We start from the raw sequence: 25,604 nt of genomic DNA, 5'->3' as shown, positions 1-25,604 counted from the left end.
GCTTCGATGCGTAAGCCCTTCGGGCCGTTATTGATACTGATGCGCGCCGGCGCAGCTCAGATTGACCGCGAAGGGCCGGCCGAGGCCTTCGTCGGTGAAGAGGGCTCCCTCCTCGAGCGCCGGTTCGAGCACCGCGCGCAGGCCCTTGAGCAGCGGCTGGTCGTCGCCCGTGATCCGTTCGCGCAGCGCCTCGCGGACGCCGTCGTCCGCCCGACGGGCGAAGTCACGGACAATGATCGATACGAATCTGCCGACGCTCATTCCCTTCTCTTGCGCCGCGACGCGCACGCGCTCGGCGAAGCGGCCGCCGATGCATTTGAGGGCCGCCTGGGCGACCATCTCATTCGAGCAGGAATGGATCAGATCCGTAACCAGCATATCGTCCTCCGCTTTAGCTTCTTTTTTCAGCCCGTCCTCTTCGCTTTCTGCGCCCCGCCCACCCCTCGGGCGCGGCGCGTCCCCCTGAAAACTGAGCGGCCACGGCTGAACCGTCGCTGAACCGCTTGCGCTGAAAATCGCGGATCCCAAACGGACCCGGGCGCATCGTCCAGGCTGCGGGGGGCAGCGCGCCTTGCGCGACCCGTCCGCGGCCCATCTTCCGCGTTTCCACTCCTATCTCAGGCCTGTGACCGGCCTACGACGAGCGGTTGCAATTTTTGTGTGGAGGAAGCGCTGCGCGCCCATGCCGCGCCTCCGTATTGTCCCAACGCGCCACTCTGGCCATAGTTTCATGGGGAGTCGAAAAAATCGTCGCTGCAGTTGCGAAAACGGATGCAGCCCCCCCTTATGCGGGCAGCGCCGCCTCGGGCGTCACCAGACGCCGATATTCTGCGCCGAGGCCCAAGGCTCCTTGGGTTCCAAAGGCTTCCCCTTCTGCAGTAATTCGATCGAAATTTCGTCCGGCGTCCGCACGAACGCCATATGGCCGTCGCGCGGCGGCCGGTTGATTGTCACGCCGGCTTTCTGAAGTCGGCTGCAAACGTCGTAAATGTCGTCGACCGCGAAAGCGAGATGGCCGAAATTGCGCCCGCCTAAATATTCGTGCTCGTCCCAATTATAGGTAAGCTCGATCGTCGGGGCGCCGGTGCTCTTGGCCTCCTCGATGTCGGCGGGCGCCGCAAGATAGACGAGCGTGTAGCGGCCCTTCTCATTCTCCATCCGGCGCACTTCAGCGAGGCCGAGAATGTCGCAGAAAAAATGCAGCGAACGGTCGAGATCGCCCACCCGGATCATTGTATGCAGAAACTTCATGCCTGAACTCCTGTCGAATGGCTTATCGTAGCACTCCCGTGCCGGCTTGTGCGTGGCCGAAGGCCCTCTCCCATTTCCGGCGCTTCGATCCACAAGCGGCGTTTGCCGCCGCGGCCAGCTCTTGCTAGGCAAAGCGCATCAATCTTTGCGGACACCCCCCATGACAGAGACGAGAGCGCTCGACGCCAGCGGCGCCAGCCGAAAAATCGCCGCCGCCAAGGCCTCCATCGCCGCAAGCGCGCTTCTCGCCGTCGCCAAGCTCGCGGCCGGGCTCTGGTCGGGCTCGCTCGCGCTGCTCTCGGAGGCGGGCCACGCCTTTGTCGACACGGGCGCGACGGCGCTGACCTATTTCGCGGTGCGCGAGGCGGAGAAACCGGCGGACGCCGAACATCATTACGGACATGGGAAATATGAGGCGCTCGCGGCGCTTGTCGAGACCGGCCTGCTCTTCGGCCTGGCGCTCGTGGTTGTCGGCGAGGCGATCCGCCGCCTCGGCGGCGAGCCGGTGACGATCGACGCTGGCTGGCCGGCCTATGGCGTGCTCGCGGCGTCGATCCTGATCGATTTCGTGCGCTCGCGGCAATTAGCCGAGATCGCGCGGGAGGAGCGCAGCGACGCGCTGGCCGCCGACGCCCTGCATTTTGCGAGCGATCTCGTGTCCTCCGCTCTGGCGCTGATCGGCGTGGCGGCGGCGCATTTCGGCTTTCCGCAGGGCGACGCGCTCGCCTCCTTTGGCGTCGCGGGCTTCATCGCCATCGCCGGCTACCGGCTCGGCCGGCGCACGATTGACACTTTGGTCGACGTGGCGCCGGGCGATCTCACGCCGCAGATCGAGCGGGCGATCCTAAACGTGCCGGGCGTGATCACGCTCGACGAATTGCGGCTGCGCAGCGCCGGCGCGGAGATCATCGGCGACGCGACGATCGGCGTCGCGCGCACGCTGCGCGTCGAGCAGGCGGCGCGCATCAAGGCCGCGGTATCGGAGGCGATCCTCGCCGCTGTCCCCCATGCGCGCGTGACCATCACCGCCGACGCAAGGGCGCTCGACGACGAGACGGTGGTGGAGCGCATCATGCTCGTCGCCGCGCGCCGCCATATCACCGCGCATCACGTCATCGCCCAGCAGATCGGCGAGCGCTTGTCGATCGGCCTCGACATAGAGCTCGATGGGGTGATGCCGATGGGGCGCGCCCACGCTATCGCCACGGACTTCGAAAGCGCCATACACGACGAATTCGGCGCGGACGTCGAAATCGAGACGCATATCGAGCCGCTCGCGCCGCATGTGCTCGTCGGTCGCGACGCGCCGGACGAACTTGCGGGGGAGATCGCGGCGGCGCTCGATCGCCACAGCGGGCAGGTCGGCTATATCGCCAATGTGCACGATGTGCGCGTGCGCGAGACTTCCGGCGGGCTCATCGTGAATTATCACTGCGCCGTCGACGCCAGCGTGCCGGTCGAGACGGTGCACGAGGCGGTCGATGGGTTGGAGCGTCGGATGCGCGAAGAGTATCCTCAAATCCTGCGCATCGTTGGCCATGCCGAGCCGGCCGATCATGATTGAAGGGCAGCGCGCCGGAAGGCGCGCATTGTTGATAAACCTCCGAGGCGGCCTCGTCCTTCGAGACGCGAGCTTCGCTCGCTCCTCAGGATGAGGCCTAAGTTTTTGACGAAGTTGCAGAAGCTCCTCATGCTGAGGAGCCTGCGCAGCAGGCGTCTCGAAGCACGAGGGGCGTCATCCAGTCTGAGCGGGCCTTCAGGCGCGCATTGAACCAAGGCAAGACATGAAGACCGAGAAAGAAGAAGCGGCCGTAGACGTCTCCGCCATGCCTTTCGAGAAGGCGATGCAGGAGCTCGAGAGCATCGTCGGAGAGCTGGAGAAGGGCTCCGTCTCGCTCGACGAATCGGTGCGACTTTACGCGCGCGGCAAGGCGCTGCAGGAGCGCTGCGAGAAGCTGCTCGCCGAGGCCGAGGCGCGAGTCGAAAAGATCACGCTCGGCGAGAATGGCGCGCCCAAGGGCGTTGCGCCTCTGGACGTGGAATAAGGAACTAATCGCCCAGCTCTTCCTTGGCTGCGCGGATCGACAAGACGCGCACGCGCGCCATGAAGGCCCAGGAAATGAGCAGCGCGAAAGGCACGAAGATCGCCCCGGCCATATCCGCGGAGATGGCCTCCGGCAATGCGCCCGCCTCCTTCAATCCCTTGGCGATGAAGGCGAACAACCCTACGAGATAATAAGCGAGGCCGGCGACCGAGATGCCCTGCACCATGCGGTTGAGCCGCATCTGCAGGCGCGTGCGACGCACCATGTCATCGAGCAGGGCGCCGTTCTGTCGCTCCATCTCCAGCGTGATGCCGGTGCGCATCAGATTGGTCGTGCGGGCGACATCGGTCGAAAAGCGCGTTTGGCGCGCCTGCACGGCGTTGCAGGTTTCGATCGCCGGATCGAGCCGGGCGTTGAGAAAGCTCGAAATGGTCGGATATTGGCCTTCCTTGGCTTCTTGCAACAATTCCAGCCGGCTTTTCACCAGCGCATGATAGGCGCGGCTCGCGCTGAAACGGAAAGTCGTGCGCGTCGAAAGCGCCTCATTGGCGGCGAGAAGATCGGAAAGCCGCTTGAGCAGATGCTGATTGCTGCGCGACTCGTCGCGGCGCAAAGCATTCGTGATTTCCGATAGCTCCTCCTCCATCATCGTCAGCTCGGGAGAAACGGCGCGCGCGAGCGGAAGGCCGATGAGCGCCATGCTGCGATAGGTCTCGACTTCGAGAAGGCGCTGCGCGAGACGCCCGGCTTCGAGCGGCGGCGCCTCCAGGGTGCGGATGGCCATGCGCGTGAAGCCATAAGCGTCGACGGCGAAATCGGTCAGCGCTTGGGCGCCGCCGGCCTTGCCGATTTCGATGACGCAGAGGCTCTGCGAATTGAAAAGCGCGGCCAGCTCCTCGAGCGGCATTTGCCCCTCGATGACGCAAAGATGCGCGGCGACGATCAGCCGCCCCGGCGGGCGAAAGGCGATTTCGCCGCGCGCGAGAGGATCGGCGTGATCGAAAGGCTTTTCCGCCCCTATGCTGGTCGACCAGCTATAGGTCGTGAATTCGGCGTGCTGCTCCCAGCGCAATTGCCAGCCGTCGAGCGCGAGATGATGGAATTTCGCGTCTGGCGCCGGCGGTTCGAGCTGATGCCTTCGCGCCAATTGTTCGAGCGCGGCGCGGTCCGCCAAAGCTTCCTCGCGATTGGTCGCAAAGGCGAAATGGTAGATGCGGCGCGGGACCTGCAACGGCAGGAAAGGCCGCGCATGCAGCTCCGCGAGGATCGCCGCGCGCGATTCATGTTCGATCCACTGCGCGCCCGTGACTGGCTTATTCATTCCGCTTACCCAATCAGCCTATGCGCGATCCAGCCGATCAAAAGCGCGATGAGCGTCGTGAAGACGGCCATTCCCGACCAGACGGAAGCGCCGGTCACGACGCCGCCTTCCTTGAAGGCGTTGCGCAGGCCGGCCCCGAGAATGAGCCACGGCGCCGCCACGCCGGCGATCACTGCATACCAATACCAATCCATTGCGCGCTCCCTCGATCAGCGTGATGGATAGCATGCGTCAGAGAGCTTTTTCTATGCGTCCGGGCGTCACCAACAACATCTCCGCCCGCCCGTCGAGCGAGGCGAACAACAGCGGATCGGCGCCCGTCATCCAGATTTGACCGCCCAGCGCCTCTAGCTCGCTAAACAACGCCTCGCGCCGCTTCGGATCGAAATGTGCGGCGACCTCATCCAGAAGCAGCAGGGGCGCCTTGCCGGTCATTTCTCCGACGAGCCGGACGTGGGCCAAAGTCAGGCCCATCAGCAGCGCTTTCTGTTCGCCCGTGGAGCAGTCGCGCGCGGCTTCGTTCTTGGGGCCGTGGCGCACGGCGAGATCGCTCGTCTGCGGGCCGGTGAGGGTGCGGCCGGCGGCGGCGTCGCGGCGTCGTGTGTCTCGAAGCGTCTCGCGGAAGCGCTCTTCCACAGCGAGCGCCGGCGCCTCGGCGAGTATGTTCTCGATTTCGCCGTCTATCGTGATCTCCGCCCAGGGAAAGACGCTTTCGCTGGCGACGATCAACGACGCAAGCCGCGAGACGGTCTCGCGCCGCGCCGCCGCCACGGCGACGCCGAGCGCGGCGATTTCCTGCTCGGCGGCGTCGAGCCAGCGCTTGTTTGAGATGCCTTCCTCCAGCAGCCGGTTGCGGTTGCGCAGCGCGCGCTCCAGTTTGTTGACGCGTGCGCCGTGATCGGCGTCGACGCCGAGCGCCAGTCGATCGAGAAAACGCCGGCGTTCACCCGCCGGGCCGTTGAACAGCCCGTCCATCGCGGGCGTCAGCCACAAGACGCGTAAATGATCCGCAAAGGCGCGGGCAGAGGAAACCGGCGTGCGGTCGATGCGGAATTGCCGCTCGCCCTCGGCCGAAAGCCCGTGGCCGAGCTGCGCCGTCATCTCATCCGCTTCAATCTCGATCGACACGGCGAAGCCGCCAGAGCCGTCGCGGCGGGCGCATTCGGAAAGCTCGGCGCGGCGCAGGCCCCGGCCCGGCGAAAAGAGCGAAAGGGCTTCCAGCACATTGGTCTTGCCGGCGCCGTTCTCGCCGACAAGCGCCACGAGCCGCGCGTCGATCTCGCAGCGCGCCTGCGCATAGGAGCGGTAATCGGCAAGCGTGAGGCGCCGCACGCGCGGCGCGGGCAGGGAATCGGCGCGCGTCATTCGCCGTTAGATAACACCAATGGGAGGGACGCGTCGCCGAGCCGTGAGAGGCCGGGCCGTCATTGCGAGCGAAGCGAAGCAATCTAGAGCCTCACTAGGGGCTCTGGATCGCGTCGTCGCTGCGCTCCTCGCGATGCCGAAGGCGCGCGCCGACCATGGCCGCTTTGGCCTTGCGCCCAAAATCTGTATTCTCCGCGCTCATTCATTGGGGAGTATTCGCCTTGCCGCGTCCAGAGATCATGCAAAGCCTTGAGGGGAAGAGGGTTTTGCTCGTCGTTGGGGGCGGGATCGCGGCTTATAAGTCACTCGATCTCGTGCGTCGGCTGCGCGAGCGGGGGGCCCGGGTGCGGGTGGTCATGACCGCCGCGGCCAAGCAATTCGTCACGCCGCTCGCCTTCGTCAGCCTGACCAATGAAAAAGTTTACGACGATCTCTTCTCGGCGACGGACGAGCAGGAGATGGGCCATATCCAGCTCTCCCGCGACGCCGACCTCGTCGTCGTCGCGCCCGCGACCGCGCATCTCCTCGCGCGCGCCGCGCAGGGCCTCTGCGACGATCTCGCCACGACGCTTCTGCTTGCGACCGACAAGCGCGCCCTCTACGCGCCCGCTATGAATCTGCGCATGTGGCTGGCGCCCGCGACCCGGCGCAATGTCGTAACGCTCGAAGGCGACGGCGCGCTGTTCGTCGGCCCCAACAGCGGGGAGATGGCCTGTGGCGAATATGGCCCGGGCCGCATGGCCGAGCCGCTGGAAATCGTCGCCGCCATAGAGCAAGCGCTGGAGAGCGACACGCGGCTTTCCTTGCCGGCCGTCGAACCCGGCGCGCTGGCTGGCCGCCTTGTCGTCGTCACCTCCGGGCCGACGCATGAGGCGATCGACCCCGTGCGCTACATCGCCAACCGCTCCTCGGGCAAGCAGGGCCACGCCATCGCCGCCGCGGCCGCCAGCGCGGGCGCGCGGGTGACGCTGATCTCCGGGCCTGTGACGCTCCCCGATCCGCCTGGCTGCGACGTTATTCACGTCGAGAGCGCCCGCGACATGCTTGCCGCTGTCGAGCAGGCGCTGCCGGCCGATGTCTTTGTCGCCGCCGCCGCCGTCGCCGATTGGCGCGTCGAGGCGGCGGCGCAGAAAATCAAGAAAGAGCAGGGGGCTGAGGCGCCGAGCTTTGCGCTCGTCGAAAACCCGGACATTCTGGCGAGCGTCGCGCGCGCGCAAAACCGGCCGCGGCTCGTCGTCGGCTTTGCGGCGGAGACCACCAACGTCATTACTCACGCCCGCGAGAAGCTCGCCCGCAAGGGCTGCGATCTCATCGTCGCCAATGATGTGTCGGAAGGCTCCGGCGTTTTCGGCGGCGATGAGAACGAGGCGCATCTCGTTTCGCCGATCGGCGTCGAAAGCTGGCCGCGCCTGCGCAAGGGGGCGGTCGCCGAGCGGCTCGTTGCGCGGTTCGCGGAGATTCTCAACAAAAAAGAGGCCGCTGAATGAAAGTCTCCATCCGCCGCCTCACCAATGGCGAGGGCCTGCCGCTCCCCGCCTACGCCAGCGAGGGCGCCGCCGGCCTCGATCTCTATGCGGCGCTGCCCGCTGGGCAGAAGCTCGTGCTGGAGCCGGGCGCGCGCGATCTGATTCCGACCGGAATCCAGATCGCCTTGCCTGCGGGCTATGAGGCGCAGCTGCGGCCGCGCTCTGGGCTTGCCGTCGAATATGGCGTGACCGTGCTCAATGCGCCGGGCACAATCGACAGCGACTATCGCGGCGAGGTGAAAGCGCTGCTCATCAATCATGGGGGGCAGCCCTTCGAGATCACCCGCGGCATGCGGATCGCCCAGCTCGTCGTCGCGCCGGTCATGCGCGCGATCCTGGCCGAAGTCGAGGATCTCGACGAAACCGCGCGCGGGGCGGGCGGTTTCGGCTCCACTGGCTTGCATGGGGGCGGCGAGGAATGAGGCTGCTGCCGCGACCGGCGCGATTCGCCTTGATGGCGGCGCTCGACGTCGCCCTCTATGCGCGTGGACGCCCGGTCTCCTCGAAAGAGCTTGCCGCGCGCCACGATCTTCCGCCGCGTCGGCTCGAAACGCTGCTGCAGGCGCTGGTGCGCGCCGGCATATTGAAGAGCGTGCGGGGCCCGGCGGGCGGCTATGAGCTGGCGCGCGAGCGACGCCGGCTCTGCATCGGAGAGATCGTGCGCGTCGCCTTGCGCGCCGAGGAGGAAGAGGATCAGGCGCCTGCGCTGCTCATCGCCGTGCTCGAGCCCCTGATCGCCGAGACAGAAGAGGCGGCGCTGGCGCGGCTCGACGACATTACGCTCGAGGATCTCTATACCCGCGCGATCGCGCAGGGCTTCGGCCAGAGAGAGCCGGCGACGGACTTCGATATTTAGAAGGAGGCCCAGATGAGCAGCTACGAGACGATCGAAGTCGAAACGCATGGCCGCGTGGGCCTCATTCGGCTCAATCGGCCGCAGGCCTTGAACGCCCTCAACGCGCTGCTGATCAGCGAGGTCGACTGCGCCCTGGCCGGCTTCGAGGCCGACGACGGCGTTGGCTGCGTAGTGATCACCGGCTCGGAGAAGGCCTTCGCCGCCGGCGCCGACATCAAGGAGATGAAGGACAAGAGCTTCGCCGACGCTTATCTGAGCGACTTCATCGGCCGCTGGGACACGGTTGCGCGCGCCCGCAAGCCCATCATCGCGGCGGTCGCCGGTTTCGCGCTCGGCGGCGGCTGCGAGCTCGCCATGATGTGCGACTTCATAATAGCGGCCGATACGGCGCAGTTCGGCCAGCCGGAGATCAAGATCGGCGTCATCCCCGGCGCGGGCGGCACGCAGCGCCTCACCCGCGCGATCGGCAAAGCCAAAGCCATGGACCTTGTGCTGACCGGCCGCATGATGGGGGCGGAGGAGGCCGAGCGCTGCGGTCTCGTCGCCCGAATCGTCCCCGCCGCCGACCTTGTCGCCGAGGCGCTGAAAGCCGGGGCGGCCATCGCCGCCATGTCGCTGCCGGCGACGATGATGGCCAAGGAGGCGGTGAACGCCGCTTTCGAAACCACGCTCACCGAGGGCGTGCGCTATGAGCGCCGGCTCTTTTACTCCCTCTTTGCGACCCAGGATCAAAAAGAAGGCATGACGGCCTTCGTCGAGAAGCGGAAACCCGCTTTCCAGAACCGCTGAGGCTAACCGCGAGCGGTCTGGCTCGCTGAAAATGCGGGCCCGAAGGCCGGGCCGTGCGGATGCGCATCGCCATTGACGAAAAAAGGGGCTGAGCCTATAAGGCGCACGACGTGGCCGCGATTTCGCGGCCGCAGCGTTTTCTAGCGGCCATGAGTCGCTGTTACAGCTTCGAGGACAGATAGGACATGGCCAATACCGCTTCGGCCAAAAAGGCCGTTCGCAAGATCGAGCGCCGCACCGCCGTCAACCGCGCCCGTCGCAGCCGCATGCGCACCTTCGTGCGCAAGGTCGAGGAGGCGATCGCTTCCGGCGACGCGTCGCTCGCCGCCGCCGCGCTGCAGAGCGCCGCGCCCGAGATGATGCGCGCCGCGCAGAAGGGCGTCATTCACAAGAACACCGCCTCGCGCAAAGTGTCGCGCCTGAGCGCCAGCGTGAAGGCGCTCGCCGCCAAGGGCTAAGATTTCTCGCCCATAACGTGCAGCTCCCGCCTGTTTTCGGAGCCGCTCGAAGAAAAAATAAAGCCCAGCTTTGCTGGGCTTTTTTTATTGCCGGTTGCTTATAGCTTGATTTCCCCTGCGCCACTGCGACGCGCCAACAAAAAATGTCGCGTAAAGGTTGCGCGCAGCTAAGTTGGCTGTGATTCAAGCCCTTGTGACCAAGTCATCGAAAATGCCTGACCGGAAGGTGACTTGACATCTTTGCGACAGCGATTTCGCGCATATTCCAATCGCATAATGGCCCAGGCGCAATTTCCGTTCTTTCCCAGAACTGAATCATAAGTTTACGGCCAACTTTGCACCATAAAGTCTTGCAACGGCGCCACAGGCGAGGCGAAAGGATGACGTCACATTGATGTCCGTCATTGCGCCAATGAGGCGCCGCGTGTAGGTTCATTTTTGTCGAACGAAAGCAATTATCGCCCACCATCAGCTGTAGGCTGAGCGCACAAAGGGAGCGACGATATGTCGAGATCCTGCTCGAAAAGCCGAGGCTTCCGGCGATTGATTGCTTTCCCACCTGTTCGATTTGACATTCACGAGATCAGTTCGCGGGGCTGCTGAGTTTAAAGGCAGTCAGGCGGGGGCGTTAAAAATCCAGGATCTTACGATTCTGGAAACCGGGGGTTTTGTCATGAGAAGACAGCGGCGGGCCAATGAGATTGGAGTGCTGCGTATTGTGCGTGAATTCTTCTCACGGCGTTCAATTGATTTCGTCCCCAACGTCGATCGCGATCGCGCAAGACGCGAAACGAGTAGTGAAGGGGTCGCACTCGACCCGCCGTGCTGAGCGTTCTCGAAAGAGACAATTCTAGCAACCGCCTACATCTATCTGAGCGAATTCACGTCGTCCGCGCGCTGCGGGCGCGACGGAACGCGTTTTATCGAAAAAGGTCACGAATGCTGGATCGCGCCATGCCAAACGACGGGATTTCCCCGGAAGATCAAAAGCGCTGGGAAGGTGTACGACAAAGATTGCGCGCCGAGCTCGGCGATGCGGTCTACAGCTCCTGGTTTACCCGGTTGGAGCTCGATCGATTGACCGGCCAGACCATCTATCTCAGCGTGCCGACCAAATTCTTGAAGAGCTGGGTGCAATCCCATTACGCCTCGCGCATCAAGGCGCGGGTGTCGAACGAATTCGAAAGTGTCGAGCACGTGGTGATCGACGTGCGTTCCTCGGCGCGCAAGGCCAAACTGCGCGACGGCGCCGGCGAGTCCGATGCGCATACACCGCATTTGGCCGAGAAGCCGCAGACTCCTTACGTTATTGCTGCGGAACCTATCGAGACTCCCGCCGCGCAACGGCGGCCAGCGCGTCCCGTTGCGCCGCGTGGCGAGAACGACTCTTTTGTCGGTTCGCCGTTGGATCGCCGCTTGTCCTTTTCGACCTTCCTCGTAGGTCCCTCCAACCAGCTCGCTTACGCCGCCGCATGTCGCGTCGCAGACGCTCGGCCGGGCGATACGCCGATGTTCAATCCGCTTTACGCGCATGCCGCGGTGGGTCTCGGCAAGACGCATCTGCTGCAGGCGCTTGCCCATGCGACGAACGACAATCGGCGCCGCGCGGTCTATCTCACCGCCGAACGTTTCATGAGCGGCTTCGTTTCTTCGCTCACCACGCAGACGGCGCACACCTTCAAGGAGCGGTTGCGCGCCATCGACATGCTCATCATCGACGATGTGCAGTTCCTGCAAGGCAAATCGATCCAGCAGGAGTTCTGCCACACGCTCAATGCGTTGATCGACGCAGGGCGTCAGGTTGTCGTCGCCGCCGATCGTCCGCCGTCCGATCTCGAAACGCTGGATGAGCGCGTTCTGTCGCGTTTCAAGGGCGGCCTGTGTGTCGACATCGGCCCGCTCGACGAATCCTTGCGCGCAAAAATCTTGGGCGCGCGCATCGCCGCCGCCCAGGAAATGCAGCCGGGCTTCCATGTGCCGCCGGACGTCATCAATTACGTCGCGCGCACGATCGTGACCAACGGCCGCGATCTGGAAGGCGCCGTCAATCGTCTTTTGGCGCATGTCACACTCAACGGCGCGCCGCTGACCGTCGAGACCGCGGAAACGGCGATCCGCGATTTGGTTCGCACGCAAGAGCCCAAGCGCGTCAAGATCGACGACATCCAAAAGCTCGTGGCGTCGCACTACAATATTTCGCGCTCCGACATTCTTTCCTCGCGCCGCACGGCGAATGTCGTGCGCCCTCGCCAGATCGCGATGTATCTGTCGAAGGTGTTGACCTTGCGCTCCTTGCCCGAGATCGGTCGACGCTTCGGCGGCCGCGATCACACGACGGTGCTGCACGCTGTCCGAAAGATCGAGGAGCTCGTCTCCAAGGACAAAAGCCTTGCGGAAGTCATCGATCTTCTGAAACGCATATTGAACGAGCAATAAGCCTCACCGCTGGAGCCTGCCGGCCTTTCTCCGCGCCTTGGCTCCAATCATGCATAGACGCACAGATTGTCCGGCTTCGCAGACCCTTTCGCACGCATAAGGCGGGGGCGCGACGCTGGCCTGTGCGAGAAGGTCCGCTGCATGACGGACAAAGAGCAATGGGTCGTCTGGAATGGCTCGCTGGGCGTCTTGGATATGGTGACCATCGGCCATATCGAGGCGCGCGAGGACGGCAGGCGCGCCTATCTTGCGCCGCCCTACGGCGTCATCGGCCCGTTTAGCCTCGACGAGCTCGAGGCGCAGGGGCGGATCGCCTTTGGCGAATGCCTCGTCATGTCGCGCCAGAGGTGGCAAGAAGATCAGCTCGAATTGCGCCTCGAAGCGCGGGAGAAGCGCCGCGCCTTCCAGTTTCAGTTTCGTTTCACCGAGTCGGATCAGGAAGAGCACCGCGAGACGCTGAACTTGCCGACCGAGGGCGCGCTCACGCCATCGGAGATCAACGCCGCCTTCCGGCGGCTGGCCAAGACCGCGCATCCTGACGCCGGCGGCAGCGCCGAGGAGTACCGCCGTATTGCGGAGGCGCGCGACGCGCTTCTCGAGCAATTCGCAACGGCTTCATAGGCGGTGAGTAGCTGAAGGCATTTCCGCTGGAACCGCTCGCATTGGGCTTTGTCATTCCCGACGGGCTGAATAGTCCGATCAGGAATCCTGACCTGCCCCTGAACTCTCATCCAGCAATAATTAGAGTCGGAGCATTTGATACGCCCGAGGGCGCGGATGTAGCAACAGGTGATCGGCGGAGCTGGTCGGGGTTGCGCAGCCGATCGCCTGTTGCGGTGAGATTGGCCGCATAGTCCGCTGGCGTCGCGTAGCCGAGCGAAGAATGCGGGCGTCGATGACTATTGTCGCTTACCCATTCGCCGATCTTCGCCCGTGCGTGGTCGAGGCCGAAAAACAGCGTTTCATTCAGAAGCTCATCGCGCATGCGCCCGTTGAAGCTCTCGCAAAAGCCGTTCTGCATCGGCTTGCCCGGCGCGATGTAACGCCATTTGATCCCGCCTTCGCTTGCCCAGGACAGGATGGCGTTCGAGGTGAACTCCGTCCCGTTGTCGGAAACGATCATGCCCGGCTTGTCGCGCCGCCGGATCAGCGCGGACAGCTCACGGGCGACGCGCTTGCCCGAGATCGACGTATCGGGGATCGCCGCCAGACATTCGCGCGTGACGTCGTCGACGATGTTGAGGATGCGAAAGCGCCGGCCACAGGCGAACTGGTCATGCACGAAGTCCAGAGACCAGCGCGCATTCGGCTTCGCCTCGACGAGGATCGGCGCCCGCGTCCCAACGGCGCGGCGTCGGGAGCGGCGCTTGCGCACCGTGAGCCCTTCCTCGCGATAGAGCCGGTAGATGCGGTTCTTGCCGGAGCGCTCGCCTTGCTGACGCAGCAGGACGAACAGCCGCCGGTAGCCGAAGCGGCGGCGAGAGTTGGCGAGTTCTCGAAGCCTTTCGCGCAGAGCCGTATCGGCCTGACGCTTCGGGACGTAGCGGACCGTCGTGCGGTCGACGGCGACGATGCAGCAGGCCCGACGCTCCGACAGGCCCATCACGGCCCGAAGATGCGCGACGGCTTCGCGCCTGACGGCGGGCCCTACCATTTTTTTCCCAGAAGCTCCCGGAGCGCCGCCGCTTCCAGCATCTGATCCGCCAGCAGCTTCTTCAGCTTTGCATTCTCCTCCTCCAGCGCCTTCAGACGCTTCGCTTCCGAAACGTCCATGCCGCCGAATTTGACCTTCCAATTGTAGAGCGTCGCTTCCGAAACCGCGTGTTTGCGCGCCAGATCCGCGACCTTCGCGCCCGCTTCCTGCTCCCGCAAAATCCCGATGATCTGCTCTTCCGTGAACCGCTTCTTCTTCATCTCGTCCGTCCTGCAATGGGCCGGACTCTAATCGAAGCTGGAGGAGTTGTTCAGGGGCAGGTCAATCCCGGGCCACAAGAGCGCTGGTTTTGCTCTGGATTCCCGATCGCCCGCTTTGCGGGCGTCGGGAATGACAGCGGCCTAATTTCCTGAAATTCACGGCTTCTCGATGCGCAATACCGGCAGGGCCTATCGCCCGGTTTTCACCATTGTCCAAAGCCTCGTGATAAACTTCTGCTGAGGCTGGTTCGGGGTCGTGACGGTGAAGAGGCGGCGCATGGTCGCGTCATTCGGATACACCGAAGGGTCATTCGCGATTGAACTGTCGATCAAGGCGCGGGAGGGGCCGACGCCATTGGCGAAATTGGTGGCCTTGGTGTTGCGCGCGGCCACATCGGGCCGCAGCAGATAATCGATGAACAGATAGGCCTCGGCGACATGCGGCGCGTCGATGGGCATGGCGAGATTGTCCATGGACATTAGCGTGCCTTCGCTGGGGATCGCATAGGCGATCTCGACATCCGAGCCCGCCTCGCGCGCGCGGTTGCGCGCCTGCAGGCTGTCGCCCGCCCAGCCGATGGCGAGGCAGATGTCGCCATTGGCAAGCGCGTTGATATATTCCGAGGAGTGGAATTTCTTGATGTAGCGCCGTAGCCCCACGAGATGATCGGCTGCGCGCCTGAGGTCGCTTTCGCTCTTGGAGTTGGGATCGAGCTTCAGGAAATTGAGTGTGATGGCGAGTATGTCTTCGGGACTATCCAGCACATAGACGCCGCAGTCGGCGAGCTTTTTCAAATTTTCGGGGCGCAGCACCTGTTCCCAGCTCGTGATCGGCTTGCCGATGCGCTCCTTGATCTTCGCGACATTATAGGCGACGCCGGTCGTGTACCACATGTAATTGATCGCGTGCGCGCTGCCCGGATCGTAGCTCGACAGCCGGCCGTCGATTTCGCTCCATATGTTGACCGCATTGGCGAGGCGCTTGCGGCTGACGGGTTGCAGCACGCCGGCTTTGATCTGCCGTTGCAGAAAGGTCGCGGAAGGCACCACTATGTCGTAGCCCGTTGCGCCGGCAAGCAGGCGGGACTCCAATATTTCATTGGAGTCGTATGTGTCATAGACGACCTTCACGCCGGTCTCGCGCGTGAAATCCTCGAGCACGCCCGGATCGATGTAATCGCTCCAATTGAAGATATTAACCACGCGCTCGGCAGCCGAGGCGGGAGCGCAGGCAAAGGCGATGAGGAGGGCGGCGAGGATCTTCGTCATGAGCGGCCGGCTGGAGGGGCGCGGCTTGCGCCGCATGTCGCTGGCTGAGATTATCACGCTCGCGCGGGAGAGACGATGCAATCCAATCTGCTTTCATCGGCGGAGGTCGGGCGGCCCGAGGCCACCCGGCGCGTGACGCGCGGCGCGCGGGTCTATCTGCGGGCCCGCGGCTTCGCCGTCATGGCCGAAATGCCCTTGCCCAATGGGACGCGGGCCGATCTCGTCGCGCTGGCGCCCGACGGGGGATTGCGCATCGTCGAGGTGAAGTCCTCGCTCGAGGATTTGCGCGCGGATCAGAAATGGACGCGGTACCGGAACTATTGCGACTGGTTCTATTTCGCCATTCCCATGGCGCTCGACGTCGGTTTATTTCCCCAGGACGCCGGCCTGATCGTCGCCGATGCGCATGGTGCGATGCTCGCCCGCGAAGCGCCGAGTTTGCGTCTCGCGCCGGCGAGCCGAAAGGCGATGCTGGTGCGCTTTGGCGCATTGGCGGCGGAACGCTATTGCGCACTCGCTTTCGGAGACGAGCGGCTGGAGAGCTGAGACAGATCGGACCCGCGCACCTTCAGGCTCGCTTCATGTTGAGTGCGCCTGAAGGCGCACGGTCCAACGCCTCAGCGCGGCGCGCGCTTGGCGAGTATGCGCTGCAAGGTGCGGCGGTGCATGTTGAGGCGTCGCGCCGTCTCCGAGACATTGCGGTCGCAGGATTCGAAGACGCGCTGAATATGCTCCCATCGCACGCGATCAGCGGACATGGGGTTTTCCTGCGCATCGGGTTTCTCGATCGAGGTCGCCATCAGCGCGTGATAAATTTCATCCGCGTCCGCGGGCTTGGCGAGATAATCGAAGGCGCCGAGCTTCACCGCGGTGACGGCCGTGGCGATGTTGCCGTAGCCGGTCAGGATGATGCCGCGCGCGTCAGGCCGCGCTTCCTTCAACTTCTCGATAACGTCCAGGCCGTTGCCGTCTTCGAGCCGCATGTCGACGATCGCAAAGGCCGGCGGCCTGTTTCCCAGCGCCGCGAGCCCTTCGGCCACCGTCTCGCATTGGGTGACGATGAAGCCGCGCGCCTCCATGGCGCGGGCCAGACGATGCAGGAAGGGCTTGTCGTCGTCGAGGACGAGCAGCGACCGGTCGTCAGGCAGCGGGGGAACGAGCGCATCGGCTTGGGGCTCCGTGACAGCGTGTTCCGTGTCGCCGATGTCCTCGCGATTCATGCCCCGAGCCCCCCAGAGTGATTTTTGTCAAGATTACAACAAGGATTTTACGACGTCGACTCTGCCGCAGCTGTCGTAAAATCAAAAAGACAGGGAATTTTCAATCCTCGAATAACCAGGCCGAGAGCCCTTTTCATCCGAGAGCGCGGTGGATGCTCTATGCCTCCGTCGACTTCAGCTTTGCAGCCGGTATTTCGAGCGCCGCGCGAGGCCAGGTGACCTTGACGATAGCGCCGGTGCGGGGCGGCGAAACATTATAGGCTTCGACTGTCGCACCGGAGCGTTCGAGCAAGGTCTTGGCGATAAAGAGGCCGAGCCCCAAGCCCGACTGGCTGTCGTTTTTGGTGCGGCGGTCGGTCGGGCGGCCGCGCAGGTAAGGATCGCCGAGGCGATCGAGGATGGCTGGCGTAAATCCCGGGCCATCGTCCTCGATGGAAATGGTCACGAGGTCGCGCGACCACCAGGCGTCGATCCGCACGCGCGATTGGGCGAAATCGATGGCGTTTTCGACCAGATTGCCGAGACCGTAGAGAAGGCCGGGATTGCGCGCCAGCGCCGGGGAGGGGGTCGAGCCGTTGCTACGCTTCGAAATTTCCAGCTTCACGCCGAATTCGCGTTGCGGCTCGACAACCTCCTCGATGAGCGTGTCGATGGAGAGCACGTTCATCATGGTTCCCTGATCGGCGCCGAGCGACGCCAGCTTGCCCAGAATCTCGCGGCACCGCGCGGCCTCCTGCGCGAGGAGATCGAGATCGTCCTTCAAGCCTTCCGCCGGGCAATTGGCCGAGGATTTCTGCAGTTCGCGCGTAATGAGGGTGATGGTCGCGAGGGGCGTGCCGAGTTCATGCGCAGCCGCCGCAGCGAGCCCGTCGAGCTGGGAGAGATGCTGCTCGCGCTCCAGGACCAATTCCGTCGCCGCAAGCGCCGTGGCGAGCAGCCGGCTTTCATCGGACACGCGCGCGGCGTAGAGCGCAATGAAGGCCGCCGACAGCGCGAGGGACGACCAAATGCTGGCGCGGTAGAGCAGGGGGAATTTCAGCTGCTCGTCCTCGTACCAGGGCAAAGGCTCGAATTCGACGCAGAGGAAGGTCGCCGCGGCGAGCATCACGATGCCGAGGAAGAGCGTGAGATTGCGCGGCAGCGAGACGGCCGAGATCGTCACGGGCGCCAGCAGCAGCATGACGAAGGGGTTGGTCACGCCGCCGGTGAGATAGAGCAGGAAGCTCAGCTGCACGAGGTCGTAGCAGAGCAGCACCACGGCTTCGAGATCGCTCAGGCGGAACGTGCCGGAAGTGCCGAAACGCAATCCGAAATTGAGCGTGGCGGAGGCGACGATGAAGACGAAGCAGAGCCCGACGGGAAATTCGAAGTTGAGAACCAAATAAACGAAGAGACAGGCGATGCTCTGGCCGAGAATGGCGATCCAGCGCAGGAAAATCAGCGTGCCGACGCGCAGGCGCCGGCTATCTTCGTCATAGACGTCGGGTTTCATGCTTCTTCTTCCGGCGCCGTGCGGCGCTTGTCAAAGGCCGACGCCGCGAGAGGCGCGCCAAATCCGCCATTGCCGCCGCAGGGGCGAGATTTCGCTCAAACCGCGCAGCGGATCGTAATCCGAGGCGGCGACCCGCGCCAGATAGGCCGGAACCATCGCAGCGGCCAGCAAGGCCTCTCGGCCCTTGGGCAGTGCGCTCGCTGCGCGGCGGGCCGCGTCATAATGGGCCTGCGCCTTGTCGCGTAGCTCCAAAAGGGCCGCGCGCAGGGCCGCGTTATTGGCGTGAATATCGGCGCCGTGGCGCGCGAGCAGATCGGCCGGGAGAAGCGCGCCTGAGGGAAGCCGCAGCACGCGGGCGATGCCGAGCGCCATGCCGGCGTCGTCGAAGGCCGGAGAGTCCGGCGCGCCGAGAATGCGCGCCGCCCAGCGGATGGGGCCGGCGGCCGTCGCCCGGCAGTAGGTTTCCAAGGTGGCCATGTCGGGCATTTGGTCGTCGTAGAGATCGGCGACATGGGCGTCGGAGAGCGCGATGAATTCCTCACGGGGCAGAGCGAAGCGCTCGATCGTGTCGATCAGCGCGTCGGCGACGGGGTGGGCGCGGGTTCCCTCGGAAGCTTCGTTGGAGAGCGCGTCGGTCCACCAGCGCAGTCGCATCTCGCCGAGCAGAGGCTGCGAGACTTTCGCGCGCACATCCGCGGCCTCGAACGCATAGGCGTAGACGGCGTGGATATGTTTGCGCGCAGCCGGCGGCGCGAAGAGGCTCGCGAGCCAGAGGTCCCGGTCGCGCTCGCGCAGCGCCGCTTCACAGATGGCGTAGTGGTCGGGGGCGGCGCTCATGATGAGCGCTCGCGCCGGTGGCGCGACTGAAGGCGTGCGGTCCAGAGGGGCCCCCCGGACCGCGCGCCTTCAGGCGCGCACAGGAGCTGTCGCCGCTGCTCTGGATTCCCGGTCGGGCCCTTGGCCCGCCGGGAATGACAAGCCCTGAGGCCGCCAAAGAGTCCTAACGTGGGCGCGTTCGGGGGCGTATTGGCGACTGTCATTCCCGACGCGCGCAGCGCGATCGGGAATCCAGAAGGCGGTCGCCGTCGCTCAGAATTTCCGGTCGCGCCTTTGGCGCGCCGGGAATGACAGGGGAGCGAGCCGAGCGCCTTCTCCATCACACTGCGATCAGCAGCGCGCCGACCTGGCGGCCTTCGTCGATGAGCATGTTGTAAGTGCGCACGGCCGCGCCCGTCGCCATGGTTTCGCAGCCGACCCCCGCCTCGCGCAATTTGGCGCGTAGCGACGACGCCAGCGGCATCAGATCCTTGCCCGTGCCGACGATGAACAGGTCCAGCTCGCCCGACTCGGACAGCGCGAGATCGATCGTGGCCGCATCGATCTCGGTCCAGGCGCGAGGCGCGATGGCGCGTATGCCGGTCGGCAGGGCGAGGACCGAGCCGCGGTGCGACATATCGGCGAAGCGAAAGCCGCCGTCGCCATAATCGTCGATTTTGTAGCGGCCCGGGACATAGCCCTGCGGGGCGGTCATGATGCGCGCCTTCTGCGTGAGCGCCTATTTCGGGCGGTTGCGTCGCGCGCCCGACTTCGGCTTCGTCGCCGCCTTGGTGGCGGGGCGCTTCGGGGCAGCGGGCACAGGCGCGTCGCCGATGTCGTCCGACATGGAGGCCGCATAAGAGTCCGCAGACCCAAAATACTCGTCTTCCGTCGCCGCTTCGGCCTCTGGTTTCTCCTCAGCCGGCCGCGCAACGTCCTCGGTGCGCAGGCCAAGATAGATCAGCATGGGAGAGCAGATGAAGATTGACGAATAGGTCGCGACAAAAATGCCCCAGATCATCGCGAGCGAGAAGGAGCGGATGACCTGACCGCCGAAGATGACGAGCGCGATAAGGGCGAGCATGACCGTCGTCGCGGTCATGATGGTGCGCGGCAGCACGGCGTTGATCGACATATCGACCATCTGCGCCGTCGCCATCTTCTTATACTTGCGCATATTCTCGCGGATACGGTCGAGCACGACGACCGTTTCGTTCAGCGAATAGCCGACGATTGTGAGAATGGCGGCGATCGAGGTGGTGTTGAATTCGAGTTGCGTGATCGAGAAGAAGCCGACCGTGAGCAGAAGGTCGTGCATCGTCGCGATGACCGCGCCGATGGCGAACTGCCATTCGAAGCGGAACCAGAGATAGGTCAGAACCGCGAGAATCGAAATGACGACGCCAAGCGTGCCGGACTGCACCAGCTCGTTCGAAACGCGCGGACCGACCACTTCGACGCGGCGCACGTCATATTGGTTCTCAACCGCGCCGCGCACCTTCTCGACCGCTTCCTGCTGCGCCTTGTCGCCGCCGGGTTGCAGGCCGAAACGCAGCGTGGCGTCGGCCTGATTGCCGAATGCCTGCACTTCGATGTCGCCGAGCTTCAGGTTTTCGCCGAGGCCGCGCAGCGTCGCGACTTCGGCGAAGCCCGATTTGGCGCGCAGCTCGATGACCGTGCCGCCGGCGAAGTCGATGCCGAAATTCATGCCCTTGAAGATGAAGAGCGCGACGGCGATGAGCGATAGCACGGCAGAGAAGGGATAGCTCACGCGCCGGAAGCGCATGAACGGGAATTTTGTATTCTCCGGAGCGAGGCGCAGGAGTTTCATCGGTGTTTTCGCCTCTTAGATCGGCAGCTTGGTCGGGCGCGCATAGTGATACCAGACCGCGATCATCATGCGGGTCATGGTCACGGCGGTGACGATGGTGGTCAGAATGCCGAGCCCCAGCGACACGGCGAAGCCGCGCACCGGACCCGAGCCCAGGAAGTAGAGAATCAGCGCGGCGACGCCCATGGTCACGTTGGAGTCGACGATGGTTGCGAAGGCGCGGTTGAAGCCCGCGTCGAGCGAGGCGAGGATCGACCGCCCCGCGTGGTTCTCCTCGCGGATGCGCTCATAGATCAGCACGTTGGAGTCGACCGCCATGCCGATGGTCAGCACAATGCCGGCGATGCCGGGCAGCGTGAGCGTCGAGCCGAGCAGCACCAGGCCGGCGAAGATGAAGGCGATGTGGACGAAGAGCGCCAGATTGGCGAAGACGCCGAACACGCCGTAGGTGATGAGCATATAGAAGACGACGAGACCCGCGCCGACAAAGGCGGCGCGCTTGCCGGCGTCGATCGAGTCCTGGCCGAGGCCGGGGCCGACGGTGCGCTCTTCGACGATATTGAGCTTTGCAGGCAGGGCGCCGGCGCGCAGCAGGATGGCGAGATTATTCGCCTGCTCGACGGTGAAGCGGCCGGAAATCTGGCCTGAGCCGCCGGTGATGGGCGTCAAAATGCGCGGCGCCGAGATTACCTTGTTGTCGAGCACGATGGCGAAGAGGCGGCCGACGTTCTTGGAGGTCACGTCGCCGAATTTCTGCGCGCCGCGGATATTGAAGCGGAAGTTCACGACCGGCTCGCCGCTGCGCTGCTGGTCGAAGCCGGGCTGGGCGTCGGTGAGATCCTCGCCCTGCACCATGACCTGCTTTTCGACGGGCAGCTTGCCCTGCTCGTCGACCTGATCCAGCTCCTCGACCTCGGCCGGGTTCTGGCCCGGCTCGGCGACGAGGCGGAATTCGAGCTTGGCGGTCTGGCCGAGAATGTCCTTGAGGGTCTGCGGGTCCTGAAGGCCCGGCACCTGCACGAGAACGCGATCGTCGCCCTGGCGCTGGATCGAAGGTTCGCGCGTGCCGAGCGCATCGACGCGGCGGCGAATGACTTCGATCGACTGCTCGACCGCCTTGCGCGACTTGTCGCGCAGGCCGGCGTCGGTGACGGTGACGCGGACGAGGCCTTCCGGCGTCGTATCGACGTCGAGGGGCGACTGGCCGCCCACATTCGCGTTGAAGCTGCCGCGCAGCTGGCGCAGGCGCGGCAGGATTTTCTCGCGGTCCGCGGCGTCCGGGACGCGCAGCTGCACGCCGCGCGTCGTCGCGCCGATGCCGCCCGTGATCGCCACCTTCTCTTCACGCAGAATGCGGCGCACGTCGTCGCGCAGATTCTTGATCTGCGTGTTCAGAAGGTCCGACTGGTCGACCTCCAGCATCACGTGCGAGCCGCCCTGTAGATCGAGGCCGAGCACGATGGTCGGCGGCATGACCCATGACGGCAGCCGCGCCGCGAGCGCCTCGTAAGTCGATGGCGACAACATGCTCGGGACCGTCACCAGGACGGCGGCGAGGGTCATCGCCACGATGGCGAGGAATTTCCAGGTAGAGAATCGCAGCATCGTGTCGCTATTTCGTCAGAGGGTCCGCGCGATGAGAGGCGTGTTACGGCTTCGCCTTGGTCTCGGGAGCAGGCTTGGCCGCCTTGGCAGGCGCCGGCGCAGGGGTGTCCTTCACAGGCTCACCCTTTGCGCGCACGCTGGCGATCGCCGTGCGAATGAGGCGGATGCGGGTGTTGGGGGCGATCTCGAGTTCGATTTCGTTGTCGTCGATCGCTCTCGCCACCTTGCCGACGAGGCCGCCGGTCGTGACGATCACGTCGCCTCGGCGGACGTTGCGCAGCGATTCCTGCTCCGCCTTCTCGCGGCGCGCGCGCGGCCGGATGACGAGAATATAGACAATGCCCATCACCACGAAGATGGGAACGAGCTGGGCCATGAGATCGGGAATCGACGGCGGCTGGTTGGCGTCAGCGGCGGGGCCGGCTGCGCCGACGCTCGTCTGCGTAGCGGGCGCGCTGGGGGCAGGGGAAGGCGTCGGGGCGGCTGGCGCGGGCGCCGGTTGGGCGGGGGCCGTCGGCTGTTCGGTTTGCGCCATGGCGTCCGTGATCAGTTTCATCGCAGCGTCTCTATCGTAGGCGCGACGCGCGTTTTGAAGGCGTCGAGCGGGCGTCTGAACGGGCGCGGACTATAGCCGCTCGACTTACGAAAGCAATGCCGGATGCCGCTTCGCGAGGCATTTGCCAGTCTTACACCCTGGGGTTGTTTGCTGGCGAAGCGGAACAGCGGGGCCAGCGTGAGCGTTCACCCATGGTTCAGGCGCCAAAGCGGACGCTCCCTATGCGCCCCTGAGGCAGAGACAAGACTTCGGAGAATACGTCCATGCTCAAGAAGTTATCCTGTTTGGTCGTGGCGGCGGGCCTCCTGGCCGCGCCAGATGCAGCGTTTGCGGGAGGCTGGGGTCACGGCGGCGGCTGGGGCCATGGCGGTGGCTGGGGAGGACACGGCGGCGGTTGGGGAGGACACGGCTGGCATGGCGGCCCCGGCTGGCATGGCGGCGGCTATGGATGGCATGGTGGCGGCTACGGCTATGGCTGGCGCCGGCCTTATTATGGCGGCGGCTACGGCGGCTATCGCGGCGCCTGCTGGCGCTGGTGGTATGGCCGCTGGGTTTGGGCCTGCTAAAAAGATTTTTCGCGTTTTTGGGGCGCGCGGCCGAGACACCGGTCGCGCGCGCTACGCTTTCCGACCCGGCGCTGCTACTGTCCGAAATCTACGTTTCCAGCTCCCGCGCCAGAGCGCGCATGAAATCGACGCAGGCGGCCAACTCGGAGATGTCGATATATTCGTCCGGCTGGTGGGCCTGATCGATGCGGCCGGGCCCGCAGACGACGGTCGGAACGCCCGCCTCCTGGAAATGTCCGGCCTCCGTGGCATAGGGCACGGCGATCGTGTTGTTGCGGCGCGCGAGGCGCAGCGCCAGAACCTCGGCGTCCGAGCCCGGCTGGGGCGCGAGGCCGGGCACCTTCACCAGCGTGTCGGTGTCGATCCCGCACTGGGGGAAATTCGCGAAAACCGTTTTGCGCAGGCCGTCGGAATAGGCTTCGAGCCGGTCGCGCGCCAGCGTCGGCGCGGCGCCCGGCAGGCCGCGAAATTCCCAGTGGAATTCGCAATCTTTCGCGACGATGTTGCGGGCCGTGCCGCCCTTGATGAAGCCGACATGGATGGTGGAGTAGGGCGGATCGAAACGGCCCGAGGGGTCGCCTTCGGCGCGCACCTCTTCCGAGATTCGCTCCAGCTCCGTCACCAGTCGGCAGGCGATATGCACGGCGCTCACGCCCCGATGCAGATTGGCCGAGTGGATTTCGAAACCGCGCACATGGGTGGTAAAGGTCGTGACGCTCTTATGCGCGTCGGCGACCTCCATGGAGGTCGGCTCGCCCACGATCACGGCGTTGGGGCGGGGCAGATCGACGCCGAGCCGCGCGATCATGTCCAGCGGGCCGAGGCAGGTCGTTTCCTCGTCGTAGCTCAAGAGAATATGGATGGGGCGCGCCAGCGCCGCCTTTTTGAATTCCGGGATCATCGCCAGAGCGACGGCGCCGAATCCCTTCATATCCACCGCGCCGCGCCCATAGAGACGCCCGCCGTCGCGCCGTAGGGTGAAAGGATCGAAGCTCCACTCCTGGCCGTCGACGGGCACGACGTCCGTATGGCCCGAGAGCAGCACGCCCCCCGGCGCCATCGGGCCGATGGTGGCGAAGATGGCGGCCTTGTCGCCGAGGGCGTTGGGGGCGCGCGCGAAGGGCACGCCCTGTTCGCGCAGATAGGCCTCGACAAAGTCGATCAGCGCCAGGTTCGACTTCGAGCTTTCGGTGTCGAAAGCCACGAGCCTTGCGGTCATGTCGATTGCGCGGTCGAGAGCGTCCATCAGGCGATCTGGGGCAAGCTAGTTCAGCGTAGGATTGGACATAGGGCTGTCGAGCGAGAAGGCCGGAACCTCCACGTCGAATGTTTCGCCCGAATCCGTGACCATTCGATAACTACCTTGCATCAATCCCGACGGCGTGGCCAGCGGGCAGCCCGACTCGTATCGGAATGTCTCGCCGGGCTCGAGCACCGGCTGCTCGCCAACGACCCCGGGCCCGCGGACTTCCTCGCGTCGGCCATTGGCGTCGATGACGATCCAATGCCGCGAGAGGAGCTGCACGCGGGCGCGGCCGAGATTGGCGATCTCGATGGTATAGGCCCAGAAGAACCGGCCTTGGATGGGGTCTGAATTCTCGGGCAGGAAATCCGGCAGCGCCGTGACCCGAATGTCTTTGGTGATGGCGGTATACATGGCCGGAGCTTAAAACGGCTTCTGCGAAAGAGGAATGTCATTCTCCGGGCGCCTGTCTGCCTGTTTCCTGGGCGCCTGACGGATTGTGGCGGATTCGACACGTCGCATGAGATTTTTACAGCGACAGGAAAACGCCCGCTTGGCTTCCAAGCCCAGCTAAGCGATTAAATTACCGTAAAAGTTTTTGAGGGACGAAGATGCGGCCGTCATCGTTGCGCGCCTTGCTGGTCGCGTTCGTCATGGTCCTGCAGACCGTGGCGGGCGGGCTCGGCGCTGCGCGCGCGACGCCCAACGGCTTCGATCCGCAAATCTCGGACCATTGCGGCCTGTCGCACGCCAGCGAGCCCGACTCGGGCGATCGAGGCCGCGACGCGCACCATCATATGTGCGAGTCCTGCCTTCTCTGCGCTGGGCCGCCCTTGCTTCCGGTCGGGGCCTTCTATCCCGATCTCGCCCAGCCCCGCCTCTTTTACAGCGTCCGCTTTATCGCCGCCGATAGCGCCGGCGCCCCGGCGCGCCTTGCGCGCGGCCGGCTCGCGCGTGGCCCGCCTGCAATTTTCCTGAGCGCGTGAGCGTCGGCGCGAATCCTCGCCGCCCGCCCGCGCATTTCTCTCTGTCCAGTTGAGCGGCT

At 64.6% G+C, this 25,604-nt stretch carries 28 protein-coding genes; 12 read left to right on the top strand and 16 right to left on the bottom strand.

From position 1 onward, the window contains the following. Positions 1 to 27: 27 nt before the first annotated feature. Entirely contained in the window at positions 28 to 378 is a 351-nt protein-coding gene (locus OGR47_RS13110; protein ID WP_165055294.1) for a hypothetical protein, read from the bottom strand. 432 nt (positions 379 to 810) lie between these two features. Then, entirely contained in the window at positions 811 to 1,251 is a 441-nt protein-coding gene (locus OGR47_RS13105; RefSeq protein ID WP_165055296.1) for a VOC family protein, read from the bottom strand. Between the two features lie 160 nt (positions 1,252 to 1,411). Here OGR47_RS13105 and OGR47_RS13100 point away from each other — a divergent pair, with 160 nt between their 5' ends. Next, a complete protein-coding gene (locus OGR47_RS13100) occupies positions 1,412 to 2,815 on the top strand; it encodes a cation diffusion facilitator family transporter (RefSeq protein WP_165055298.1) in 1,404 nt (467 codons plus the stop codon). A gap of 220 nt (positions 2,816 to 3,035) precedes the next feature. Next, positions 3,036 to 3,296, top strand: a complete 261-nt coding sequence (locus OGR47_RS13095) for an exodeoxyribonuclease VII small subunit (RefSeq protein ID WP_165055300.1) — start codon at positions 3,036 to 3,038, stop codon at positions 3,294 to 3,296. Positions 3,297 to 3,300: 4 nt separating this feature from the next. On the opposite strand, the gene OGR47_RS13090 is transcribed toward OGR47_RS13095, so the two are convergent. From OGR47_RS13090 to recF, 3 genes are read right to left on the bottom strand one after another with little or no spacing between them, the layout of a single operon-like run. Beyond that, positions 3,301 to 4,617, bottom strand: a complete 1,317-nt coding sequence (locus tag OGR47_RS13090; RefSeq protein ID WP_165055302.1) for a DUF3422 family protein — start codon at positions 4,615 to 4,617, stop codon at positions 3,301 to 3,303. 5 nt (positions 4,618 to 4,622) lie between these two features. Then, entirely contained in the window at positions 4,623 to 4,811 is a 189-nt protein-coding gene (locus OGR47_RS13085) for a hypothetical protein (protein ID WP_165055304.1), read from the bottom strand. 37 nt (positions 4,812 to 4,848) lie between these two features. After that, a complete protein-coding gene (gene recF, locus OGR47_RS13080) occupies positions 4,849 to 5,982 on the bottom strand; it encodes a DNA replication/repair protein RecF (protein ID WP_165055306.1) in 1,134 nt (377 codons plus the stop codon). 239 nt (positions 5,983 to 6,221) lie between these two features. On the opposite strand from recF, the gene coaBC reads away from it, so the two are divergent. The 7 genes from coaBC to OGR47_RS13045 all read left to right on the top strand — a co-directional run bounded on the left by coaBC (position 6,222) and on the right by OGR47_RS13045 (position 12,668). Beyond that, positions 6,222 to 7,469, top strand: a complete 1,248-nt coding sequence (gene coaBC / locus OGR47_RS13075; protein ID WP_165055308.1) for a bifunctional phosphopantothenoylcysteine decarboxylase/phosphopantothenate--cysteine ligase CoaBC — start codon at positions 6,222 to 6,224, stop codon at positions 7,467 to 7,469. Continuing rightward, positions 7,466 to 7,930: a dUTP diphosphatase gene (gene dut / locus OGR47_RS13070; RefSeq protein ID WP_165055310.1), complete on the top strand. Its 465-nt coding sequence runs from the start codon at positions 7,466 to 7,468 to the stop codon at positions 7,928 to 7,930. The genes coaBC and dut overlap by 4 nt, the downstream gene beginning before the upstream one ends. Then, on the top strand, positions 7,927 to 8,364 hold the full coding sequence (locus OGR47_RS13065) for an RrF2 family transcriptional regulator (protein ID WP_165055311.1): 438 nt from the start codon (positions 7,927 to 7,929) through the stop codon (positions 8,362 to 8,364). The genes dut and OGR47_RS13065 overlap by 4 nt, the downstream gene beginning before the upstream one ends. Positions 8,365 to 8,376: 12 nt before the next feature. Next, on the top strand, positions 8,377 to 9,153 hold the full coding sequence (locus OGR47_RS13060; RefSeq protein WP_165055312.1) for an enoyl-CoA hydratase: 777 nt from the start codon (positions 8,377 to 8,379) through the stop codon (positions 9,151 to 9,153). Between the two features lie 185 nt (positions 9,154 to 9,338). Then, on the top strand, positions 9,339 to 9,611 hold the full coding sequence (gene rpsT, locus OGR47_RS13055) for a 30S ribosomal protein S20 (RefSeq protein WP_165055313.1): 273 nt from the start codon (positions 9,339 to 9,341) through the stop codon (positions 9,609 to 9,611). 939 nt (positions 9,612 to 10,550) lie between these two features. After that, positions 10,551 to 12,047, top strand: a complete 1,497-nt coding sequence (gene dnaA, locus OGR47_RS13050; RefSeq protein ID WP_165055314.1) for a chromosomal replication initiator protein DnaA — start codon at positions 10,551 to 10,553, stop codon at positions 12,045 to 12,047. Positions 12,048 to 12,188: 141 nt separating this feature from the next. Next, positions 12,189 to 12,668, top strand: a complete 480-nt coding sequence (locus tag OGR47_RS13045; RefSeq protein ID WP_165055316.1) for a J domain-containing protein — start codon at positions 12,189 to 12,191, stop codon at positions 12,666 to 12,668. Between the two features lie 106 nt (positions 12,669 to 12,774). On the opposite strand, the gene OGR47_RS13040 is transcribed toward OGR47_RS13045, so the two are convergent. Further along, a protein-coding gene (locus OGR47_RS13040) for an IS3 family transposase (protein ID WP_216697913.1) occupies positions 12,775 to 13,961 on the bottom strand; the annotation gives its coding sequence in 2 pieces (ribosomal slippage) (positions 12,775 to 13,709 and positions 13,709 to 13,961; 1,188 coding nt in all). A gap of 189 nt (positions 13,962 to 14,150) precedes the next feature. After that, the gene (locus OGR47_RS13035) at positions 14,151 to 15,230 is read right to left on the bottom strand and encodes a polyamine ABC transporter substrate-binding protein (protein ID WP_165055844.1); all 1,080 of its coding nucleotides are present in this window, start codon (positions 15,228 to 15,230) and stop codon (positions 14,151 to 14,153) included. Between the two features lie 75 nt (positions 15,231 to 15,305). Between OGR47_RS13035 and OGR47_RS13030 the strand changes: the two genes are divergently transcribed. Further along, the gene (locus OGR47_RS13030; RefSeq protein WP_165055846.1) at positions 15,306 to 15,776 is read left to right on the top strand and encodes an MmcB family DNA repair protein; all 471 of its coding nucleotides are present in this window, start codon (positions 15,306 to 15,308) and stop codon (positions 15,774 to 15,776) included. 71 nt (positions 15,777 to 15,847) lie between these two features. On the opposite strand, the gene OGR47_RS13025 is transcribed toward OGR47_RS13030, so the two are convergent. The 7 genes from OGR47_RS13025 to yajC form a co-directional block, all read right to left on the bottom strand. Beyond that, complete coding sequence (locus OGR47_RS13025; protein WP_165055848.1) at positions 15,848 to 16,450, bottom strand: ActR/PrrA/RegA family redox response regulator transcription factor; 603 nt, start codon at positions 16,448 to 16,450, stop codon at positions 15,848 to 15,850. Positions 16,451 to 16,607: 157 nt separating this feature from the next. Continuing rightward, positions 16,608 to 17,942 carry an ActS/PrrB/RegB family redox-sensitive histidine kinase gene (locus OGR47_RS13020; RefSeq protein ID WP_165055850.1) on the bottom strand — a complete coding sequence of 445 codons (1,335 nt, stop codon included), beginning with the start codon at positions 17,940 to 17,942 and terminating at the stop codon, positions 16,608 to 16,610. A gap of 30 nt (positions 17,943 to 17,972) precedes the next feature. After that, complete coding sequence (locus OGR47_RS13015; protein ID WP_246729871.1) at positions 17,973 to 18,779, bottom strand: phytoene/squalene synthase family protein; 807 nt, start codon at positions 18,777 to 18,779, stop codon at positions 17,973 to 17,975. A gap of 319 nt (positions 18,780 to 19,098) precedes the next feature. Beyond that, positions 19,099 to 19,473 carry an Mth938-like domain-containing protein gene (locus OGR47_RS13010; RefSeq protein ID WP_165055852.1) on the bottom strand — a complete coding sequence of 125 codons (375 nt, stop codon included), beginning with the start codon at positions 19,471 to 19,473 and terminating at the stop codon, positions 19,099 to 19,101. A gap of 24 nt (positions 19,474 to 19,497) precedes the next feature. Further along, positions 19,498 to 20,589 carry a protein translocase subunit SecF gene (gene secF, locus OGR47_RS13005; protein ID WP_165055854.1) on the bottom strand — a complete coding sequence of 364 codons (1,092 nt, stop codon included), beginning with the start codon at positions 20,587 to 20,589 and terminating at the stop codon, positions 19,498 to 19,500. 15 nt (positions 20,590 to 20,604) lie between these two features. After that, on the bottom strand, positions 20,605 to 22,194 hold the full coding sequence (gene secD, locus OGR47_RS13000) for a protein translocase subunit SecD (protein WP_165055855.1): 1,590 nt from the start codon (positions 22,192 to 22,194) through the stop codon (positions 20,605 to 20,607). Between the two features lie 43 nt (positions 22,195 to 22,237). Then, a complete protein-coding gene (gene yajC / locus OGR47_RS21810) occupies positions 22,238 to 22,750 on the bottom strand; it encodes a preprotein translocase subunit YajC (protein ID WP_165055857.1) in 513 nt (170 codons plus the stop codon). 263 nt (positions 22,751 to 23,013) lie between these two features. Between yajC and OGR47_RS12990 the strand changes: the two genes are divergently transcribed. Further along, positions 23,014 to 23,316: a hypothetical protein gene (locus OGR47_RS12990; protein ID WP_165055858.1), complete on the top strand. Its 303-nt coding sequence runs from the start codon at positions 23,014 to 23,016 to the stop codon at positions 23,314 to 23,316. Between the two features lie 88 nt (positions 23,317 to 23,404). On the opposite strand, the gene argE is transcribed toward OGR47_RS12990, so the two are convergent. After that, positions 23,405 to 24,562, bottom strand: a complete 1,158-nt coding sequence (argE, locus tag OGR47_RS12985; RefSeq protein ID WP_165055860.1) for an acetylornithine deacetylase — start codon at positions 24,560 to 24,562, stop codon at positions 23,405 to 23,407. An 18-nt stretch (positions 24,563 to 24,580) separates the two neighbouring features. Then, positions 24,581 to 24,973, bottom strand: a complete 393-nt coding sequence (gene apaG, locus OGR47_RS12980) for a Co2+/Mg2+ efflux protein ApaG (RefSeq protein ID WP_165055862.1) — start codon at positions 24,971 to 24,973, stop codon at positions 24,581 to 24,583. A gap of 197 nt (positions 24,974 to 25,170) precedes the next feature. Here apaG and OGR47_RS12975 point away from each other — a divergent pair, with 197 nt between their 5' ends. Beyond that, positions 25,171 to 25,545 (top strand): hypothetical protein, encoded by a 375-nt coding sequence (locus tag OGR47_RS12975; RefSeq protein ID WP_165055864.1) that lies wholly within the window; start codon positions 25,171 to 25,173, stop codon positions 25,543 to 25,545. Positions 25,546 to 25,604 lie beyond the last annotated feature (59 nt).

This window comes from Methylocystis sp. MJC1, assembly GCF_026427715.1.
Classification (GTDB): Bacteria; Pseudomonadota; Alphaproteobacteria; order Rhizobiales; family Beijerinckiaceae; genus Methylocystis.
This window is presented reverse-complemented; position numbering and strand designations above follow the sequence as displayed.

Bases quoted from the DNA above. Each gene is read 5' to 3' on its own strand.
- OGR47_RS13110 (WP_165055294.1), bottom strand. From the start codon at position 378: ATGCTGGTTACGGATCTGATCCATTCCTGCTCGAATGAGATGGTCGCC.
- OGR47_RS13105 (WP_165055296.1), bottom strand. From the start codon at position 1,251: ATGAAGTTTCTGCATACAATGATCCGGGTGGGCGATCTCGACCGTTCG.
- OGR47_RS13100 (WP_165055298.1), top strand. From the start codon at position 1,412: ATGACAGAGACGAGAGCGCTCGACGCCAGCGGCGCCAGCCGAAAAATC.
- OGR47_RS13095 (WP_165055300.1), top strand. From the start codon at position 3,036: ATGAAGACCGAGAAAGAAGAAGCGGCCGTAGACGTCTCCGCCATGCCT.
- OGR47_RS13090 (WP_165055302.1), bottom strand. From the start codon at position 4,617: ATGAATAAGCCAGTCACGGGCGCGCAGTGGATCGAACATGAATCGCGC.
- OGR47_RS13085 (WP_165055304.1), bottom strand. From the start codon at position 4,811: ATGGATTGGTATTGGTATGCAGTGATCGCCGGCGTGGCGGCGCCGTGG.
- recF (WP_165055306.1), bottom strand. From the start codon at position 5,982: ATGACGCGCGCCGATTCCCTGCCCGCGCCGCGCGTGCGGCGCCTCACG.
- coaBC (WP_165055308.1), top strand. From the start codon at position 6,222: ATGCAAAGCCTTGAGGGGAAGAGGGTTTTGCTCGTCGTTGGGGGCGGG.
- dut (WP_165055310.1), top strand. From the start codon at position 7,466: ATGAAAGTCTCCATCCGCCGCCTCACCAATGGCGAGGGCCTGCCGCTC.
- OGR47_RS13065 (WP_165055311.1), top strand. From the start codon at position 7,927: ATGAGGCTGCTGCCGCGACCGGCGCGATTCGCCTTGATGGCGGCGCTC.
- OGR47_RS13060 (WP_165055312.1), top strand. From the start codon at position 8,377: ATGAGCAGCTACGAGACGATCGAAGTCGAAACGCATGGCCGCGTGGGC.
- rpsT (WP_165055313.1), top strand. From the start codon at position 9,339: ATGGCCAATACCGCTTCGGCCAAAAAGGCCGTTCGCAAGATCGAGCGC.
- dnaA (WP_165055314.1), top strand. From the start codon at position 10,551: ATGCTGGATCGCGCCATGCCAAACGACGGGATTTCCCCGGAAGATCAA.
- OGR47_RS13045 (WP_165055316.1), top strand. From the start codon at position 12,189: ATGACGGACAAAGAGCAATGGGTCGTCTGGAATGGCTCGCTGGGCGTC.
- OGR47_RS13035 (WP_165055844.1), bottom strand. From the start codon at position 15,230: ATGACGAAGATCCTCGCCGCCCTCCTCATCGCCTTTGCCTGCGCTCCC.
- OGR47_RS13030 (WP_165055846.1), top strand. From the start codon at position 15,306: ATGCAATCCAATCTGCTTTCATCGGCGGAGGTCGGGCGGCCCGAGGCC.
- OGR47_RS13025 (WP_165055848.1), bottom strand. From the start codon at position 16,450: ATGAATCGCGAGGACATCGGCGACACGGAACACGCTGTCACGGAGCCC.
- OGR47_RS13020 (WP_165055850.1), bottom strand. From the start codon at position 17,942: ATGAAACCCGACGTCTATGACGAAGATAGCCGGCGCCTGCGCGTCGGC.
- OGR47_RS13015 (WP_246729871.1), bottom strand. From the start codon at position 18,779: ATGAGCGCCGCCCCCGACCACTACGCCATCTGTGAAGCGGCGCTGCGC.
- OGR47_RS13010 (WP_165055852.1), bottom strand. From the start codon at position 19,473: ATGACCGCCCCGCAGGGCTATGTCCCGGGCCGCTACAAAATCGACGAT.
- secF (WP_165055854.1), bottom strand. From the start codon at position 20,589: ATGAAACTCCTGCGCCTCGCTCCGGAGAATACAAAATTCCCGTTCATG.
- secD (WP_165055855.1), bottom strand. From the start codon at position 22,194: ATGCTGCGATTCTCTACCTGGAAATTCCTCGCCATCGTGGCGATGACC.
- yajC (WP_165055857.1), bottom strand. From the start codon at position 22,750: ATGAAACTGATCACGGACGCCATGGCGCAAACCGAACAGCCGACGGCC.
- OGR47_RS12990 (WP_165055858.1), top strand. From the start codon at position 23,014: ATGCTCAAGAAGTTATCCTGTTTGGTCGTGGCGGCGGGCCTCCTGGCC.
- argE (WP_165055860.1), bottom strand. From the start codon at position 24,562: ATGGACGCTCTCGACCGCGCAATCGACATGACCGCAAGGCTCGTGGCT.
- apaG (WP_165055862.1), bottom strand. From the start codon at position 24,973: ATGTATACCGCCATCACCAAAGACATTCGGGTCACGGCGCTGCCGGAT.
- OGR47_RS12975 (WP_165055864.1), top strand. From the start codon at position 25,171: ATGCGGCCGTCATCGTTGCGCGCCTTGCTGGTCGCGTTCGTCATGGTC.